Annotated in this window: 15 protein-coding genes and 1 pseudogene; 8 read left to right on the forward strand and 8 right to left on the reverse strand. The window is 42.1% G+C overall.

From position 1 onward, the window contains the following. Positions 1-65: 65 nt before the first annotated feature. A complete protein-coding gene (locus F894_RS12215) occupies positions 66-1334 on the reverse strand; it encodes a carbohydrate porin (protein ID WP_005247963.1) in 1269 nt (422 codons plus the stop codon). A 399-nt stretch (positions 1335-1733) separates the two neighbouring features. On the opposite strand from F894_RS12215, the gene mutM reads away from it, so the two are divergent. Both mutM and F894_RS12225 read left to right on the forward strand, forming a co-directional pair. Continuing rightward, a complete protein-coding gene (gene mutM, locus F894_RS12220; RefSeq protein ID WP_005247966.1) occupies positions 1734-2594 on the forward strand; it encodes a bifunctional DNA-formamidopyrimidine glycosylase/DNA-(apurinic or apyrimidinic site) lyase in 861 nt (286 codons plus the stop codon). Continuing rightward, positions 2591-2875 (forward strand): peptidylprolyl isomerase, encoded by a 285-nt coding sequence (locus F894_RS12225; RefSeq protein WP_005247968.1) that lies wholly within the window; start codon positions 2591-2593, stop codon positions 2873-2875. Before mutM ends, F894_RS12225 begins: the two co-directional genes overlap by 4 nt. Positions 2876-2961: 86 nt before the next feature. On the opposite strand, the gene mscL is transcribed toward F894_RS12225, so the two are convergent. Next, positions 2962-3402: a large conductance mechanosensitive channel protein MscL gene (gene mscL / locus F894_RS12230; RefSeq protein ID WP_004281717.1), complete on the reverse strand. Its 441-nt coding sequence runs from the start codon at positions 3400-3402 to the stop codon at positions 2962-2964. Between the two features lie 178 nt (positions 3403-3580). Then, complete coding sequence (gene typA / locus F894_RS12235; protein ID WP_004281716.1) at positions 3581-5419, reverse strand: translational GTPase TypA; 1839 nt, start codon at positions 5417-5419, stop codon at positions 3581-3583. 174 nt (positions 5420-5593) lie between these two features. Here typA and F894_RS12240 point away from each other — a divergent pair, with 174 nt between their 5' ends. The 3 genes from F894_RS12240 to F894_RS12250 all read left to right on the forward strand — a co-directional run bounded on the left by F894_RS12240 (position 5594) and on the right by F894_RS12250 (position 9528). Continuing rightward, positions 5594-6964, forward strand: coding sequence for a uracil-xanthine permease family protein (locus tag F894_RS12240; RefSeq protein ID WP_005247971.1), 1371 nt, complete (start codon positions 5594-5596; stop codon positions 6962-6964). A 66-nt stretch (positions 6965-7030) separates the two neighbouring features. Continuing rightward, positions 7031-8065 (forward strand): methyltransferase, encoded by a 1035-nt coding sequence (locus tag F894_RS12245; protein ID WP_005247972.1) that lies wholly within the window; start codon positions 7031-7033, stop codon positions 8063-8065. Beyond that, positions 8065-9528 (forward strand): amino acid permease, encoded by a 1464-nt coding sequence (locus F894_RS12250; protein WP_004645936.1) that lies wholly within the window; start codon positions 8065-8067, stop codon positions 9526-9528. Before F894_RS12245 ends, F894_RS12250 begins: the two co-directional genes overlap by 1 nt. A 53-nt stretch (positions 9529-9581) precedes the next feature. On the opposite strand, the gene F894_RS12255 is transcribed toward F894_RS12250, so the two are convergent. Together F894_RS12255 and omp38 are read right to left on the reverse strand one after the other, a co-directional pair. Next, positions 9582-10115, reverse strand: coding sequence for a cysteine peptidase family C39 domain-containing protein (locus F894_RS12255; protein WP_005247974.1), 534 nt, complete (start codon positions 10113-10115; stop codon positions 9582-9584). A gap of 104 nt (positions 10116-10219) precedes the next feature. Continuing rightward, the gene (gene omp38, locus F894_RS12260; protein WP_005247976.1) at positions 10220-11293 is read right to left on the reverse strand and encodes an outer membrane protein Omp38; all 1074 of its coding nucleotides are present in this window, start codon (positions 11291-11293) and stop codon (positions 10220-10222) included. A 374-nt stretch (positions 11294-11667) separates the two neighbouring features. Between omp38 and F894_RS12265 the strand changes: the two genes are divergently transcribed. The 3 genes from F894_RS12265 to F894_RS12275 all read left to right on the forward strand — a co-directional run bounded on the left by F894_RS12265 (position 11668) and on the right by F894_RS12275 (position 14158). Then, on the forward strand, positions 11668-12189 hold the full coding sequence (locus tag F894_RS12265; RefSeq protein WP_005247979.1) for a GspH/FimT family protein: 522 nt from the start codon (positions 11668-11670) through the stop codon (positions 12187-12189). 110 nt (positions 12190-12299) lie between these two features. Beyond that, positions 12300-13475, forward strand: a complete 1176-nt coding sequence (locus tag F894_RS12270; protein ID WP_005247981.1) for a thiolase family protein — start codon at positions 12300-12302, stop codon at positions 13473-13475. A 233-nt stretch (positions 13476-13708) separates the two neighbouring features. After that, on the forward strand, positions 13709-14158 hold the full coding sequence (locus F894_RS12275; protein WP_005247982.1) for a VOC family protein: 450 nt from the start codon (positions 13709-13711) through the stop codon (positions 14156-14158). A gap of 59 nt (positions 14159-14217) precedes the next feature. Here F894_RS12275 and F894_RS15110 read toward each other — a convergent pair. The 3 genes and pseudogenes from F894_RS15110 to F894_RS12290 form a co-directional block, all read right to left on the reverse strand. Further along, a pseudogene (locus F894_RS15110) lies at positions 14218-14358 on the reverse strand (DUF934 domain-containing protein); the annotation flags it as partial. Positions 14359-14904: 546 nt separating this feature from the next. Next, a complete protein-coding gene (locus F894_RS12285) occupies positions 14905-15390 on the reverse strand; it encodes a DUF934 domain-containing protein (protein WP_005247984.1) in 486 nt (161 codons plus the stop codon). Continuing rightward, positions 15383-17026: a nitrite/sulfite reductase gene (locus F894_RS12290; RefSeq protein WP_005247986.1), complete on the reverse strand. Its 1644-nt coding sequence runs from the start codon at positions 17024-17026 to the stop codon at positions 15383-15385. Before F894_RS12290 ends, F894_RS12285 begins: the two co-directional genes overlap by 8 nt. Between the last annotated feature and the right edge of the window lie 249 nt (positions 17027-17275).

The raw sequence follows: 17275 nt of genomic DNA on the forward strand, positions 1-17275 counted from the left end.
TTTCACTCTAAAAATAAAAACAGGCTCCCAAGAGCCTGTTTAGTTATAACGTGAACGATCAAACTTTAGAAGATGATTCGTGTAGTCAAACCGAGTACCAGTGCATCATCCACATTGTTGCTTGAACCTGGATTAATGACATATTGCAGGTTTGGACGCAGCATCAGCCAATTTGTTGCGTTATAGCTATAGTTCAGTTCAATATTGTATTCTGCATCAGCATTGAAAGCTGCTCGTGAATCCGCAAAACGATCATTCACATGCACACGGTTTACTGCCAAACCTAAAATATCATTCGGCTGGTTGTCCGCCAGACCGATATATTTCACACCGATTTGTTGTGAATTATCTACTTTATTAGTATCGCGGTCATGCCAGGTAAAGTTGGCAAATGAATGCAACCCCTGACGGCTCTGACCTGTAGACGTTAACTGTTGTTCTACAGCTAACCAACCAGCAAAGGTACGGTTTTTGGCATCAGTAGGATTGGCAATATCTTTTTGGTTGGCAACATCATCGGCCGTATTGTACATCCCGCCGACACGGTAGCTGCCTGGCAGGCCATTCACCCATGATTTCGGTGTCCAGATTACTTCTGCCGGAATCGTCACGCCATCGGCATGGTCGGTATCCAGACTCCAGCCCTGACTTTCTTTAGCGCCATTACCATTGTCTGGATTAAACTCATACACACCGACTTGTACCGCAAGTTCAGGATTGAGTTGCTGCTTCACGCGCGCACCCCATTGTGCTACAGGCATATTCATCCAGATATTGCCCTGCCATTTTCCCATTTGCGCTGCACAAAATGCAGTACTGGCAAAATCACAAGCCATGACATTAAAGTCCATGCCCAGACCAAGACGACCCGCCTTAATACTGAGTCCCTGCTCTTTATAATTCTTTTCAATAGACAGCTCGCTCAGACGGCTATCCTGATTACCACGTCCGAAAGTACCTTGTACATTGGCCAGTTGCGGTGCACTAGGATCCTGCAAGTCACGGACAGAGGTACTTTGACCCTGACGTGCACTCATCACGGCACGTACGGTGACGCCATTCCATCCTGCCAGCTTTTCCATGTCCAGTTGAGTACCTAGCCATAATTGGGCAGAAGTTAATGGATCTGCGCCCTCATTACGACCACCATCAGCAAGATAGGCGGTATCGGTTAACAGATTGGCTTCAAATTTAATTCCCTGTTGGGCCAGTTCTGTACGTTGACCATTCCAGTCACCCAGTAAATATTGACCTTGTGGATCAAATGCAGATTCCGCTTGAGCGGTTGTCATGGCAGCCATTAAAGGCAATAGAGCTAGACCTAAATATTTCATGTAAAACCTAAACATTCGGAGAGAAAAACAAGCAAGGTTTTTAAATTGCTATTAGGTGCATGAATTTACATAACTTTTCATATAAATTCCCAGCATTTTTTTTATTACTCATTAAACTTTTAGTTATGCCTTAAACATAAAAATATAATTTTTATTTTAACAATTTCAAATTATTTATATATTTTTCATTAACTTATAATTTATTGATATTTTCTATTCGATTTACTCCCAAGAAAATTTGTTATAAAAAAATAGAAACCTAGTTTATTCTTTAAACAATTACAGCTTAAATAAATATGAAATACCCAGTCATTTTCCAGCGATTTCGCCCAGATTAACGCTTGCAATCCCGGCCAATTCACCCAATATTAGCTGCATCTCCCTCGCCACTGATGCGTTATGCCTGAATTACCAGAAGTTGAAACCACCAAAACCAGTTTATTACCCTTATTGGAACAACGCGTCCAACGTGTTGAAGTGCGTCAGTCAAGTTTGCGCTGGCCCATTCCAGAAAATATAGAAAAGCTGGTGGGGCAAAAATTACTGAATCTCACTCGCCGTTCTAAATATATTCTGGCAGAGTTTGAACACGACACCATGCTCTGGCATTTGGGAATGTCGGGGAGTTTCCGTCTATGCGATGGCAATGAAGAATTACGCAAACATGACCATCTGATCATTCAGTTTGAAGATATCGAACTACGTTATCATGACCCTCGCCGTTTTGGCTGCATTCTTTGGCTAGATGCACAATCACAAAGCAAATTGATTGACACGCTGGGGCCAGAACCCTTAAGCGAGAACTTTAATGCCGAGTATTTATTTGAAAAATTGAAGAATAAAAATATTGGCACCAAAGTTGCAATTATGGATAACCATGTGGTGGTGGGCGTAGGCAATATTTATGCGACCGAAAGTCTGTTTAATCTGGGGATTCATCCTGCACAACCTGCCTCTACATTGAGTTTTGAGCAGATTGAAAACTTAGTACTGGAAATCAAGCGCATCTTGAAACAGGCGATTGATCTGGGTGGTTCAACCTTAAGAGACTACACCAATGCCATGGGCGAAAATGGCTATTTTCAGCAAACCCTGCTGGCTTATGGCCGTGCCGGTGAAATGTGTGTGAACTGCGAGACCACGCTTGAAAATATTAAATTGGGACAACGGGCTTCAGTTTTTTGTCCTGAATGCCAACCTTTGAAAAAGATTCAGCTCCCTGTCAAAAAAGTGGCAACTGTACGAGGGAAAAAGTCATGAAAACAGCCATTGTGCGTCATATTCTGGTCAAAGATAGAGAAACTGCTGAACAGCTTAAAAAGAAGATTTTAAGTGGCGCCGACTTCAATAAAATCGCCAAACAGTATTCAACCTGTAATTCTGCCAAACGTGGCGGTGAGCTAGGTGAAGTAAAGAAAGGTCAACTGGTTCCAGTGATTGATAAACTCGTATTTACTGCAGCAGAACGTGTATTACATGGTCCGGTCAAAAGCCAGTTTGGTTTTCATTTGGTCGAAATCAAATTTCGGATGGATTTTTAGTATTTATAAATCCCTCCTTACCTCCCTTTGACAAAGGGAGGAGTTCCCCCCCTTTATAAAAGGGGGATTTAGGGGGATTAGAAACATTAGACTTGAGGTGGACGCTTTTTCAATTCATCACGAATTTCACGCAGCAATTCAATATCGGCTGGGGTGGTCGGAGTTTCCTCGACTGGGCCTTCTTGTTTACGTAAACGGTTCATGAACTTCACTAATAAAAATACGACCCAAGCCAAGATTAAGAAATTAATTAAAATCGTTAAAAAGTTACCGTAAGTCAGTACATTCACACCCGCCTTAGTCAAAGCATCCAGAGATTGTAAATTGTCTGGGTTTCTTCCCAAGATAAAGAATTTTTGCGTAAAATCGACGCCACCACCGGTAATCACGGTAATTAAAGGCATAATGATGTCTTTCACCAATGAGTCGATGATCTTGCTAAAAGCGCCACCGATGATGACACCAATCGCCAGATCCATCATATTGCCTTTGATCGCAAACTCTTTAAATTCTTGAATAATACTCATAACTGCTCCCATATTTTATTTTCAAGTTTTGGGTCAAATTATACCTGAGTAAATACTTTTAATTTTGACTTAATTTAATGCGTTTTAGTAAATTGCAATGTGAGCATCGCTTAAATATAAAAAAAACCGTAATCTTCGAAAAGATTACGGTTTTTGAAAACCCGAAATAATCTAGCGATTATTTACCTGAACGGTTACGTTTACGTTCGTTTTCAGTCAAGAAACGCTTACGGATACGGATTGACTTAGGTGTTACTTCTACTAGTTCATCATCTTCAATAAACTCAAGCGCTTGCTCAAGTGTATATTCAATTGCAGGAACCAGCGTTAACGCATCATCAGTACCAGAAGCACGTACGTTGGTTAACTGTTTTGCTTTAGTCGGGTTAACTGTCATGTCGTCTGAACGAGAGTTAATACCGATGATCATACCTTCATAAACTTCTAACTGTGGTTTCGCGAATAGACGACCACGGTCCTGAAGTGTGAACAGTGCATAGCCCAAGCAAGTACCTTGAACCATAGAAATCAGTACACCGTTTTGACGTTTTGCAACAGTACCTTGCTTCATTGGACCGTAGTGCGAGAAGCTAGACGTCATGATCCCTGTACCAGAAGTCATGGTCAGGAATTCAGAACGGAAACCAATCAGACCGCGTGAAGGAACAGTTGCTTCAATACGGATACGGCCTTTACCGTCAACTTCCATATTGGTCATTTCGCCTTTCCGGTGACCCATTTGTTCCATTACAGCGCCTTGGTGCTGTTCTTCAACGTCAAAAGTAACGTTTTCGTATGGCTCTTGTTTTTCACCATCAATTTCTTTGATGATTACTTGCGGACGCGATACGCCCATTTCGAAGCCTTCACGACGCATGTTTTCAATCAGAACTGAAAGATGAAGTTCACCACGACCAGATACTTTGAAACGGTCTGGGCTGTCAGTATCTTCAACACGTAATGCTACGTTGTGAATCAATTCACGATCTAGACGTTCACGGATATTACGTGAAGTTACGAACTTACCTTCTTTACCAGCAAACGGTGAGTTGTTTACCTGGAATGTCATCGATACTGTAGGTTCATCTACAGATAATGGAGGTAAAGCTTCAACATTTTTCGGATCACAAATTGTGTCAGAAATGTTGAGTGCATCGATACCCGTTACACAAACGATATCGCCTGCAGAAGCTTCTTCAACGTCAACGCGATCTAGACCATGATAACCCATGATTTTTAAGATACGGCCGTTACGTGTTTTGCCATCTTTATCGATTACAGTCACTTGTGTGTTTAATTTCACTGAACCGCGCTGGATACGACCAATACCGATAACGCCTACGAAGCTGTTATAGTCAAGTGAAGATACCTGCATTTGGAATGGACCATCAACATCAACTGCTGGTGGTTCAACGATGTCTACGATCGTTTGGAACAACGGAGTCATGTCTTCAGCAAGTTCTTCTGGAGAAGGACCAGCAACACCACGAAGGCCTGAAGCATAAACAACTGGGAAGTCTAACTGTTCGTCAGAAGCACCCAAGTTATCGAACAAATCAAATACTTGGTCAATTACCCAGTCTGGACGCGCGCTTGGCTTGTCGACTTTGTTAATAATCACGATTGGTTTCAAACCACGTGCGAACGCTTTTTGCGTTACGAAACGAGTTTGTGGCATTGGGCCTTCTTGTGAGTCTACAAGAAGAAGTACGCAGTCAACCATCGACATTACACGTTCAACTTCACCACCGAAATCGGCGTGTCCCGGGGTGTCCACGATGTTAATGCGGTATTCAGTATTGGTACGTTCATCTAACCATTTGATTGCAGTGTTTTTTGCAAGAATGGTAATACCACGTTCGCTTTCAATAGCGCCAGAATCCATGACACGCTCGATCTCACCCGCGCGATCACCGAGAGCACCTGATTGTTGCAAAAGTTTGTCTACAAGAGTGGTTTTACCATGATCGACGTGCGCAATAATGGCGATGTTACGGAGAGTTTTAATATCTGACATGTAAATTCAATGCGTATGTAATTTGAGGGCAAATTATACAGAAAAATACAAAACTTTTATAGTCACTGTAACCACACTCCTCAACTTTTTTTGCTCCGTTGGGGATTTTTTGATTTTGTAAAGACGTGTAACTCGATTAGAATAGCGCCACCCAGCCTCAATTTGCATTGACACATGTCTGATTTTAATCAATCTCCTCCTTCTAAAGATCAACTCGACCTGGTATATGGTCTGGAAGATCGACCAAAACCACTGATTGCTTTTTTAGCTGCATTCCAGCACTTACTGGCAATTATTGTCCCGATTGTGACCCCTGGCCTGCTGATTTGTTTGGCGCTTGGTGTTTCCAAAGAAGACACCAACATGATTTTGTCCATGTCCTTGGTGATCTCGGGTATCGCGACTTTTTTACAGTCTAAAAAAGTGGGGCCATTTGGTGCCGGTCTGCTGATTGTCCAAGGAACCAGCTTTAACTTCATCGGTCCAATTATTGGTATTGGTTCAGCCATGGTGGCTGCAGGCACACCTGTAGAAGCAGTCATGGCTTCTATTTTTGGTGTGGTGATTGCAGGTGCATTTATTGAAATGGGCGTGTCACAAATTCTGCCTTGGATCAAAAAACTGATTACACCGCTGGTGACCGGGATTGTCGTGCTGCTGATTGGTTTGACCTTAATTAAAGAAGGTTTAATCAGTATGGGCGGTGGTTATCAGGCCATGAGCGATAAAACTTTTGCCAATGCTGACAACCTGATCATGTCTTGTACCGTCTTGGCGTTGATCATTATCCTGAACCGCATCCGGATTACCTGGGTAAAAAGTTCTGCCATTTTGATCGCCCTGATCTGTGGTTATGTTCTGGCAGGCTTTATGGGCCATCTGGATTTCTCTGGTCTAAAAGATGCACCATTGATACAGATTCCAACACCAATGCATTTCGGTTTAAGCTTCTCCTGGAGCCTGTTTATTCCGATGGCATTCATTTATCTGGTGACGTCTTTAGAAGCGATTGGTGATATCACAGCGACTTCAAAGCTTTCCAACCAGCCAGTTGATGGTCCAAAATGGATGCAGCGCATTAAAGGCGGTGTACTGGTAAATGGCGCGAATTCATTCCTTGCCGGTATTTTTAACACCTTCCCGAGTTCCGTATTTGCACAGAACAATGGTGTGATTCAGTTGACGGGCGTAGCAAGTCGTTATGTCGGCATCTGGATTGCTGCTTTGCTAGTTATTCTTGGTTTACTGCCTGCAGTTGCTGGTATTATTCAGGCCGTTCCGCAAGCGGTACTGGGTGGTGCAGTGATGGTGATGTTTGGTGCAGTCGCAGCCTCTGGCATTAACATTCTGTCTGGTGTCCATCTGGACCGTCGCGCCTTGCTGATTATTGCGATTTCACTGGCACTGGGTTTAGGTGTTGCACAAGTTCCACAAATTCTTGAGCATCTTCCTGAGTTATTCCGTAATATCTTTAGCTCAGGCGTTGCCACTGGTGGTATCGCGGCCCTTATTCTTAATGTTGTACTTCCTGAAACAAAGAAGTAATTTCATGTCCAAAGAACACTGTCTAGGTCAGGCTTAGGCAGTGTTCTTTATATTGGAGAGATACCTATGGATCCTAAAAGCGAAGTTTTATTAAGACAATATGATTTTTTGTCGGGTCGCATCTTACTGATTAATGCACCAACAGATGATCTGCTCGCTGAATTCGATGCCTCTATCAATCCCGCTGTCTGGACATGGAATTTTAACGATTTTCAATATTTCCAGTCACAACAAGCAGATGTGCATTTTGGTGCGGAGATGCCTGAAGCTGAGTTTGATCAGGCGGTTATTTTTGTACCCAAGTCTAAAGAACTGCTGAATTATTTACTGCACACCGTGGCAGCGCAGCTTAAACCGGGCAGCAGTATTTTCCTGGTCGGTGAAAAGAAAGGTGGGATAGAACGCGCAGCCAAACAGTTGCAGCCTTTTGGTAAAACACTCAAACTTGACAGCGCGCGTCATTGCCAGCTTTGGCAATTGGTTCTAGAACATACGGTCGAGAAAAAAGCACTTGCAGACTGGGCACAGCGTTATACCGTATCGACACCAAATGGCGACCTGAATATTTGTGCACTTCCAGGCGTCTTTAGTCAAAACCGTTTGGATGTAGGAACTGCCACCCTATTACCTTATTTGTCACAAGTTACTTCAGGTAAGATTGCCGACTTTGGTTGTGGCGCAGGTGTAATTAGTGCGTATCTGGCAAAGTTGAATCCGAAAAACCGGATTTTTGCCATGGATGTCGATGCCTTTGCGCTAGCCTCCACACAAATGACCTTTGAAGAAAACCAGCTCATTCCTGAACAGATTGAAATCAAAGCGGTTAAAGGCATTGAGGATGCACCCTTGTTCCTACATGCTATTGTCAGTAATCCGCCTTTTCATATGGGAATCGAAACTGATTACACGGCAAGCGAAACCTTGTGTAAAACCTCACGTCGTCATTTAAAATCGGGCGGCGAGCTTTGGATCGTGGCCAACCGTTTCTTGAACTACCCGACCCTGATTGAACAAAACTTTGGTCGCTGCACAGTGAAAGCGGATCAACAAGGCTTTAAAGTGCTCTTCGCCAGCACTCAAAAAAATGTTAAGGAATCATGATGAGCGAAACGCAAAACACGATGCAGCTGCAGCGTAAGCTGGGTGCTCGTCATCTGAATATGATCGCCATTGGCGGATCAATTGGTACAGGTCTATTCCTGGCCTCAGGGGCGACCATTGCCAACGCTGGACCAGGCGGTGCACTACTTGCATATGTACTGATTGGGATCATGATTTATTTCTTGATGACCAGTCTAGGCGAGCTTGCCACACATAACCCGACCTCAGGTGCATTCTTCACTTACGGCACTAAATATGTCGAGGGTGGTTTTGGTTTCGCTCTGGGCTGGAACTACTGGTACAACTGGGCCATTACCGTAGCTTTTGAGCTGGTTGCCGTTCAGTTCATTATGAAATTCTGGTTTCCCGATATACCGGGCGTGTACTGGAGCGCCATTTTCCTTGCGATTATTTTCGGGATTAATGCCCTGACGGTAAAAGGCTTTGGCGAATCTGAATTTTTCTTTTCTCTGGTGAAAGTTCTCGCGATCATTGCCTTTATCATCATCGGAATCTGGATGATCGTGAAGATCATGCTCACCCCGGGTGCGGAAGCATTTGCCAACTGGAGCATTGGTGATGCACCCTTTGTCGGTGGTTTCCAGGCATTAATTGGCGTGGCGATGATTGCCGGATTCTCCTTCCAGGGTACCGAAATGGTCGGTGTGGCGGCAGGTGAATCGAAAGATCCAAAGAAAACCATTCCGGTAGCTATTAAACAGATTTTCTGGCGTATCCTGTTGTTTTATATTGTGTGTATTTTCATTATCGGCACCTTGATTGCCTATAATGATCCACGTTTATTACAGGCCGCTGCAACAGATAATATTGCGCTTTCGCCATTCACCTTATTGTATGAAAAAGCCGGTTTTGCCTTTGCCGCCAGTATCATGAATGCAGTGATCCTGACCGCTATTCTATCTGCGGGTAATTCTGGCATGTATTCATCTACCCGTATGCTGTTTGATATGTCGCGTAAAGGCAGTGCACCTAAAATGTTTGCGCGTCTGGACCCGCGTGGTGTGCCAATGAATGCACTCTATGCCACTACGGCGATCGCAGCTCTATGCTTCCTGACTACTTTCTTTGGTGAACAGGAAGTCTTTAACTGGCTGCTAAACATGTCAGGGATGTGTGGCTTTATTGTCTGGCTCGGGATTGCAATTTCGCATTACCGCTTCCGCAAAGGTTATTTGGCTCAAGGTTATAAACTGGAAGATCTGGCTTATCGCGCTAAATTCTTTCCTTTCGCCCCTTGGTTTGCGTTTATCCTGTGTGCGATTGTCGTCCTTGGACAGAACTATCAGGATGTTTTGGCCGGTCAATGGATGGGTGTGCTATCGACCTATATCAGTATTCCGCTATTCCTGGCCATCTGGTTCGGATACAAATGGAAGAAAAAAACCAAACTGGTCTCTTATCAAGAGATGGATGTGCAGCCGATGAAACTTGATCAGGAATAACCCAGCCAATAATGAAAAAGCAGTCTCAGGACTGCTTTTTTAATCTCTTTATTTTAGCTATTTCGCATTACAAAGTTACGGTCATCAATCACAATCGCTTGCTGGCAAATTCCGTCTACTCGACGTTGCTGCTCAAACACATGCGCCGGCATTGCCTCAAAGCTATCAAAGAAGCTGATTTCATTTTCATCGATTGCATAAACTAATGAATGATTACCCACACCTTCTAGGGTATCGTAAAATACAATCACAAAACAGCCTGCTTCTACATTTTCCTGAATTTCTGCATACGACAATGGCTGCTCTGTAACAGGAATATTTAAGCGATGAGCTTGTTGATAGAAATCGACTTCAATTGGCTGTTTATCTGCATCATGTTCAGTATAAAAATCGACATCCAGACCAAGTGTTTTTAAAGCAACCGCAAGTGCGATGCTGGAGCTTCCCATTTCAGGGTCATGTTGACAGAGCTGAGTTAAATCAGGAATATTCAAATCAATTCCATAATGATGAAAAATCATCCATATTGCAAAAACTCCACCATTGGCTTCCAGATTTTGCAAGTCTTCAGGAATTTCGACACTCATATTTTTACTCAACGACATCTTAACGAGCTAAGTGTAGTCAAAGTACAGACATAAAAAAAGCGACTCCGAAGAGCCGCTTTTTTTAACTAGCATTCAATAACGAATTATTGAGCTGGTTGTTCTACAACTGGTTGTTCAGCTAAAACAGTACGGCTACCAGTAATCGTCGCGAATACACGACGGTTCATAGCACGACCTTCTTTAGTGTTGTTGTCAGCAATCGGTTGATCCCAAGCGAAACCTTGAGTAGACAAACGAGATGCATCTACGTTGTATTCGTTCACAAGTGAAGATTTAACAGAGTTAGCACGCGCTAGAGATAAACGTTCGTTCAATGCACGTGGACCAGTGTTATCAGTGTGACCTTCGATGCGAGCAGTAGCGTTTGGATATTCAACTAACTTCTCAGCAACTTTCGCGATTTCTGGTTTGTATTGATCTTTGATGTTTGATTTGTTGGTATCAAAGAACACACGAAGTTCCATGTTCAGGTCTTCAGTCAACTCTTGTGGAGCTGGAGCAACCGGAGTTACTGGCTCAACTGGAGCAACTTCTACCACTGGAGCAGCTGGCTTCAAACGACCGCCTAGAACTACGTTAAGACCAGCAAGTGCTGTATAGTTCCAGAATTTTTCGTCAAAGTGGTAAGTACCACGTGCTTCTGTACGTAGCGCCAATGCATCGTTGATATGCCAGAATGCACCAACACCTGCGTTACCTAGAGTACCTTCTTCTTCAAGACCACGACCTGCACGACCAATAGCAGTATCTGCAGCACCATCAAATTCATATTTGTAGTGACCCGCACCCAAAAGCATGTATGGCTTCACTTTGCTGTCATAGTTACCAGTGAATACATCAGAAGTTGCATAGAAGTTACCCGCAATATTCTGACCTTTGTATTCAGCACCAGGTAGATCAGTCATATCGCCTTTAACCTGGCTATATTCAGCTTCAAAACCTAGCCATGGCGTTAATTCAACACCAATCGCCGCACCTACAAATAAATCATCTTCCATTTGACCAAAGGTGGTTAACTCTCCATCGTCACCGCCATTGTTGTGCTGAGTGTCTTGGAAGGTATAACCTAACATCAACGGAGTAACAGTTACGCCTGCATTGGCAGCAGCAAAAGGTGCAGCTACAAGCATAGCTAAAGCAATACGACTCATTTTCATGGATTTATCCTCCAGAGATAACAATTGTTGTTCAAGCTCAAGCCCGTAATAGGCCATCCTGAGATAGGCTTTTTATTACCCCAGTATTATTCTTAAGCTATTCACATGGCATCATACAAACACTTTTTTATTTTTCCAAGTGCTTGATTAATCTAATCAAGTAAATTATTGACAAAATTACTTACAATTTCCGTTGTAATTCAGTAATTTTTTACTCAATTTTTTATTCTGAATGACCTATTGTGATTGCCAATTATTTTTAACAGCTTTCTTGAAACTTAAGTAAGTACTGATTTACACGCTCAATAAAGCATAAAAAACGTATAATTAATAACATCTTTATCATAAAAATAATATATAAATCAGGTAACTCTATGTATAAAAAAATAACAAGAGCGTTCACTATTGTTGAGTTAATTATCTGTATTGCATTAATTGCAATTGTCGCCAGTATCGCCCTACCGTACTTCCATGAATATCGATCCAAACAGGAAGCCAAAAATATTCCGATCAAATTATCTCAAATTAATCGCTATGCACGCAGCCAGGCTGCAGTGTTTCATCAAAATATTGTGATTTGCCCGAGCCAAGATTCTCTCAGTTGCCAAGCCAATCAATGGAACAAGAACATGCTGGTTTTTATCGATAAAAATAAAAATAGGCAAGTGGATGTAGACGAACAAATTTTACATATTGATGTACTTAACCTCAAATACGGCAACCTGAGTTGGCGAGGAACTTTGAGTTTACCGAGTGTCACTTATCAAGCGCACACTGCCTTGCCGATTGGTTCAAATGGTAGTTTCTATTATTGTTCTACCCATCTTTCTAGCCAACAGCGTATTATACTCAGCAAAATGGGCCATATCCGGATCGAAAGTCTCTCGTCTTGCTAACAGAACTATCCAGTTTATGCTTCGCTGCGATTAACGCTTCAATCCTGAGTTTTTTTCAATATACTGCTTAAGTCTGAAAAATTGATTAAAACTCATACGGAGAGAGAACAATGACTGACATCGTAATTGTCAATGGTGCACGTACAGCCATGGGGGGCTTTCAGGGGAGCCTTGCAAGTGCAACTGCGCCCGAACTGGGTGCGGTCACCATTAAAGAAGCAATTGCCCGTGCGGGTCTGCAACCAGCAGATATTGAAGAAGTCATTATGGGTTGTGTCCTTCCGGCAGGCTTAAAGCAAGGCCCTGCACGTCAAGCTATGCGTCAAGCTGGTCTTCCAGATTCTACTGGTGCTGTGACCATTAATAAATTATGTGGTTCAGGCATGAAAGCCGTCATGCAGGCTGCTGACATAATTAAAGCAGGTTCTGCTGATATCGTGGTTGCCGGTGGTATGGAATCCATGACCAATGCACCATATATATTACCCAAAGCGCGCGGTGGTTTCCGCATGGGCCATGGCGAAATTAAAGACCATATGTTCTTAGATGGTTTGGAAGATGCTGAAACCGGTCGCTTGATGGGTTCATTTGCACAAGATATGGCAAATACACGTGGCTACACCCGTGAACAAATGGATGCATTTGCGATTCGTTCATTAGAACGCGCACAAAAAGCGGTGAATGAAGGCTACTTTGCCGATGAAATCGTGCCAGTTACCGTATCTACGCGTAAAGGTGATGTAGTTGTTGATAAAGATGAACAACCATTCAATGCCAATATCGACAAGATTCCAACCTTACGCCCTGCATTTGCTAAAGACGGTACGATTACAGCGGCCAATGCCAGCTCAATTTCTGATGGTGCCTCTGCCCTTGTGCTTACCTCGGGTGAAAACGCAGCAGCAAAAGGCTTAAAACCATTGGCTAAGATTGTCGCTTATGCATCAAATTCACAACATCCTTCAGAATTTACTATTGCTCCAGTGGGTGCCATCCAAAAAGTTTTAAATAAAACCGGCTGGGATGCACAAGATGTTGATTTGTGGGAAATTAATGAAGCTTTTGCCATGGTGACCATGTGCCCTATGGATGACTTCAAGCTTGATCCTGAAAAAGTGAATATCAACGGCGGTGCATGTGCACTCGGTCATCCTGTGGGTTCTACCGGTTCGCGTATTATCCTGACTTTGATCCATGCATTAAAACGTACTGGTGGCAGAAAAGGGATTGCTGCACTCTGTATCGGTGGTGGTGAAGCAACTGCTGTGGCGATTGAATTACTTTAAAAGAAGTCTCCCTTTACTAAAGGTAAGCAGTATTACTGCGCAAGAGATAGATTGATGCATTGCTATAATTGAAAAATAATCCTCCCCTAACCCCTCCTTTATCAAAGGAGGGGGATTTTAAATCCCTTCACATGCAGGGATTTTTTATTCTTACATTTTTTTATATTTTTATTCTTAACATTTAGTTTAAGCCTGTTAAATTAGAACCATAAAAACAACAACAAAGGTGCGCTATGCAACTCAATCATTATCTTAATTTCCAGGGTGAAACCGAAGCAGCTTTTAATTTTTATAAATCTGTTTTTGGTGGTGAATTTTCAAATCTTACCCGTTATGGTGAAATGCCATCTGAACAAGGCAGTACACTTTCTGAAACCGATAAAAATCTTATTCTGCATGTATCATTACCAATTAATGCATTTATGGAGTTAATGGGATCTGATACCACTGAGCAATTTTGTGCGGAAAATAATGCTGCTCTCAATAAAGGGAATAATCACTATATTTCAATTAATTTGCATGCCCATGAACAACATAAAGCTAAACGCTTATTTGATGCTTTATCTGTGAATGCACAAATTGAAATGCCTTTAGAAAAGACATTCTGGGGTGCACTCTACGGTGCACTTACCGATCAGTTTGGCATTAAATGGATGGTGAATTGTCAGCTTGAAGCCATGTAAATCTTCCAAACTTAAAAGCCTCCATTGGAGGCTTTTTAACTTGAGCTTAATCAATGAGATTAAGCACCTGTTTGATAATGTGCCTGTGCAACCGCAGTCAATGCCTGGTACGGTTTTTTGAAATCATTTAAACCGGCAACAGCTTCAGTTATATCTTCACCTTCTTTAATCACGAAAGTATCGAAACCGAATCGACTAATTTATTTACTTAACTTTTTCTTTTTTCGTTCTTCTAAAATTTTCTTTCTACCTTTATCAGTCAAAGAATAGTAGTCTATATACGAACTTATTAAGCCTTTATCAACTAAGGTACTCAATAAGTATCTTTTTTCAGTTTCATCTATACCAGAAATATCATCTATACCATGACCTTGATTAGGTAATTTTGAGAAAAATTCAAGACATTCATATTCAAGGTATGTAATATCTCGGTCTCTATTAATGTAGATCTTTTTTAAATACCTACCCAAAGAAACAACTAAGCTTAAAATTAAAAATAATCCACAAAAAATGCTTGTACAAAAAAATATATTCCTTCAAGTATTCGGAAGATCAATGACCTTTATTATTTCTGATAAGTAAAGCATTGAGAGACTTCCCAACACAATTACCAATGCGATCAATTTATCTGTTTTTAAAATTTTTAACCATTCAGTCCAATTCATATTTAAATTCTTATCATCATATTATTTTAATTATAAAAAAAGCTGAACCCAAGTCCAGCTTTTTCAGTTACTTAATGATTATCAAGCACCTGTTTGATAATGCGCTTGTGCAACCGCAGTTGATGCCTGGTACGGATTTTTGAAATCATTCAAACCAGCAGCAGCTTCCTGAATATCCTTACCTTCTTTAATCACAAAAGTATCGAAACCAGAACGCTTCATGTAATTCAGTACATCTTTGAATACATCTCCAGTAGCACGCAGTTCGCCCTGGAAACCCTGACGGCGAAGAAGTGCTGCAAATGAATAACCACGGCCATCATTAAAACCGGCAAACTCAATAAAGATTGCATCGAGCTGATCGAGCGGAAAATCATTGGTTTCAGGCGAAGCATCTACAGTTAAGTACAATGCTTTTTTGCCTGTCACATTGGTAATTTGATCTAACTGTTCAACAGTTAATACCACATCACCCTGAGGCAAAACACCATCTTCACCCATCAATTGATAGGTATTGTCTGCAATCGTGCCATCTTTAGAGAGTACTTGAAGTGCGGTATTAAGCATATGCACGCTCCTTAAATGGTTGAATGCCGACACGGCGATAAGTATCGATAAACTCTTCACCTTCCTGACGCAGGTCAAGATAGGTATTCAGAATTTCTTCTACGATATCTGGTACGACCTCGGCTGCAAATGATGGGCCAAGAATGTCACCAATCGACGCATCATGATCCGCATTTCCACCAAGCGTAATCTGGTAGAACTCAGCGCCTTTTTTGTCTACACCTAAAATACCGATGTTACCAACGTGGTGGTGACCACAGGCATTCATACAGCCTGAAATATTCAGATCCAGTTTGCCTAAGTTGTAAATTGTATCGAGGTCATCAAAACGGCGTGAAATCGCTTCCGAAATCGGAATGGATTTCGCATTGGCCAATGAACAGAAATCACCACCCGGGCAGCAGATGATGTCGGTCAAGAAACCGATATGCGCACGTGCCAAGTTATTTTGCTCAAGAGTTTGCCATACAGCGAACAAATCTTTTTGCGGTACATCCACCAGTGAGATGTTTTGTTCATGCGTGGTACGCAGCTCACCGAAAGTGTACTGATCGGCAAGGTCTGCAATCAGGTTCATTTCTTCCGTGCTGACATCACCCGGTGCAATCCCGGCACGTTTCAGTGAAATCGTCACAATACGATAACCTTTCACTTTATGTGCATTGGTATTGATGTTGAACCACTGTTTGAATTTCGGATATTGCGCGAACAATTCAGTGAAATCTTCATCTGCATAATCTTGGTAATCGAATGGCGTGAAGTTCTCATCCATTTTTGCCAAAGTGTCTGCATCGATTTTCAGTGTTTTAATCGTATGCTCAAATTCAGCTTCAACTTTCTCGGCAAATACTGCTGGTGTTAAAGCTTTTACCAGAATCTTGATACGTGCTTTATATTTGTTGTCGCGACGGCCATGCAAGTTATACACACGAAGGACTGCTTCCAGATAAGCAATCAGGTCTTCACGCGGCAAGAACTCACGGATAAAGCTACCAATCACTGGCGTACGGCCGAGACCACCACCGACTTTGATTTTATAGCCCATTTCGCCTGCTTCATTACGCACGATATACACACCGATATCGTGGAATGCAGTGGCTGCACGGTCAGTTTCTTCAAGCGCAGATACCGCAATCTTGAATTTACGTGGCAAGAAAGCAAATTCCGGATGGAAAGTTGACCATTGACGGATCAATTCACAAGTCGGACGTGGATCGGCAATTTCGCCTGCAACCACACCGGCATACTGATCCGTCGTGGTATTACGGATACAGTTACCTGAAGTCTGAATCGCATGCATTTGCACAGTGGCCAGTTCAGCCAGCATATCCGGCACATTTTCTAGTGCAGGCCAGTTAAACTGGATGTTTTGACGGGTCGAAATATGCGCGTAGCCACGGTCATATTCTTTTGCCAAATCAGCCACTTTACGAAGTTGTTTTGAGTTCATCAAACCATATGGCACGGCAATACGTAACATTGGCGCATAACGCTGTACGTACAGACCATTTTGCAGACGAAGCGGACGATACTCATCTTCAGTGAGTTTACCGGCTAAATAACGTTCCGTTTGGTCACGGAACTGTGCAACACGTTCATTAATCAGTTGCTGATCGAAATCAGTATATAAATACATGGCGTACAGCTAGTAGTTTCTATTATATCGCCGGCAAGGATAGCGAGATTGAACCTATCAATAAAATGCTTTTTATACATATTTCATAGCGGTTTTATTGATAAGCCTGCCAAATTTTCACAGATCTCAGTATTTACAGCATTGAATTAAATTTAAAGTAATAATGATTAAATTCTTCAATCATTATTACTTATTTTCATATAGGAAAAATTTTCTCTACTTTCGTTCTCTACTCTATTAACACTTTAA

The sequence above is a fragment of the Acinetobacter sp. CIP 51.11 genome (genome assembly GCF_000369665.1).
GTDB lineage: Bacteria > Pseudomonadota > Gammaproteobacteria > Pseudomonadales > Moraxellaceae > Acinetobacter > Acinetobacter lwoffii_S.

Excerpts from the sequence above, each read along its gene's own strand:
- F894_RS12290 (WP_005247986.1), bottom strand. The coding sequence starts at position 17,026 with ATGTATTTATATACTGATTTCGATCAGCAACTGATTAATGAACGTGTT.
- F894_RS12240 (WP_005247971.1), top strand. The coding sequence starts at position 5,594 with ATGTCTGATTTTAATCAATCTCCTCCTTCTAAAGATCAACTCGACCTG.
- F894_RS12270 (WP_005247981.1), top strand. The coding sequence starts at position 12,300 with ATGACTGACATCGTAATTGTCAATGGTGCACGTACAGCCATGGGGGGC.
- F894_RS12250 (WP_004645936.1), top strand. The coding sequence starts at position 8,065 with ATGAGCGAAACGCAAAACACGATGCAGCTGCAGCGTAAGCTGGGTGCT.
- F894_RS12285 (WP_005247984.1), bottom strand. The coding sequence starts at position 15,390 with ATGCTTAATACCGCACTTCAAGTACTCTCTAAAGATGGCACGATTGCA.
- mscL (WP_004281717.1), bottom strand. The coding sequence starts at position 3,402 with ATGAGTATTATTCAAGAATTTAAAGAGTTTGCGATCAAAGGCAATATG.
- mutM (WP_005247966.1), top strand. The coding sequence starts at position 1,734 with ATGCCTGAATTACCAGAAGTTGAAACCACCAAAACCAGTTTATTACCC.
- F894_RS12275 (WP_005247982.1), top strand. The coding sequence starts at position 13,709 with ATGCAACTCAATCATTATCTTAATTTCCAGGGTGAAACCGAAGCAGCT.
- F894_RS12245 (WP_005247972.1), top strand. The coding sequence starts at position 7,031 with ATGGATCCTAAAAGCGAAGTTTTATTAAGACAATATGATTTTTTGTCG.
- typA (WP_004281716.1), bottom strand. The coding sequence starts at position 5,419 with ATGTCAGATATTAAAACTCTCCGTAACATCGCCATTATTGCGCACGTC.
- F894_RS12215 (WP_005247963.1), bottom strand. The coding sequence starts at position 1,334 with ATGAAATATTTAGGTCTAGCTCTATTGCCTTTAATGGCTGCCATGACA.
- F894_RS12265 (WP_005247979.1), top strand. The coding sequence starts at position 11,668 with ATGTATAAAAAAATAACAAGAGCGTTCACTATTGTTGAGTTAATTATC.
- omp38 (WP_005247976.1), bottom strand. The coding sequence starts at position 11,293 with ATGAAAATGAGTCGTATTGCTTTAGCTATGCTTGTAGCTGCACCTTTT.
- F894_RS12225 (WP_005247968.1), top strand. The coding sequence starts at position 2,591 with ATGAAAACAGCCATTGTGCGTCATATTCTGGTCAAAGATAGAGAAACT.
- F894_RS12255 (WP_005247974.1), bottom strand. The coding sequence starts at position 10,115 with ATGAGTGTCGAAATTCCTGAAGACTTGCAAAATCTGGAAGCCAATGGT.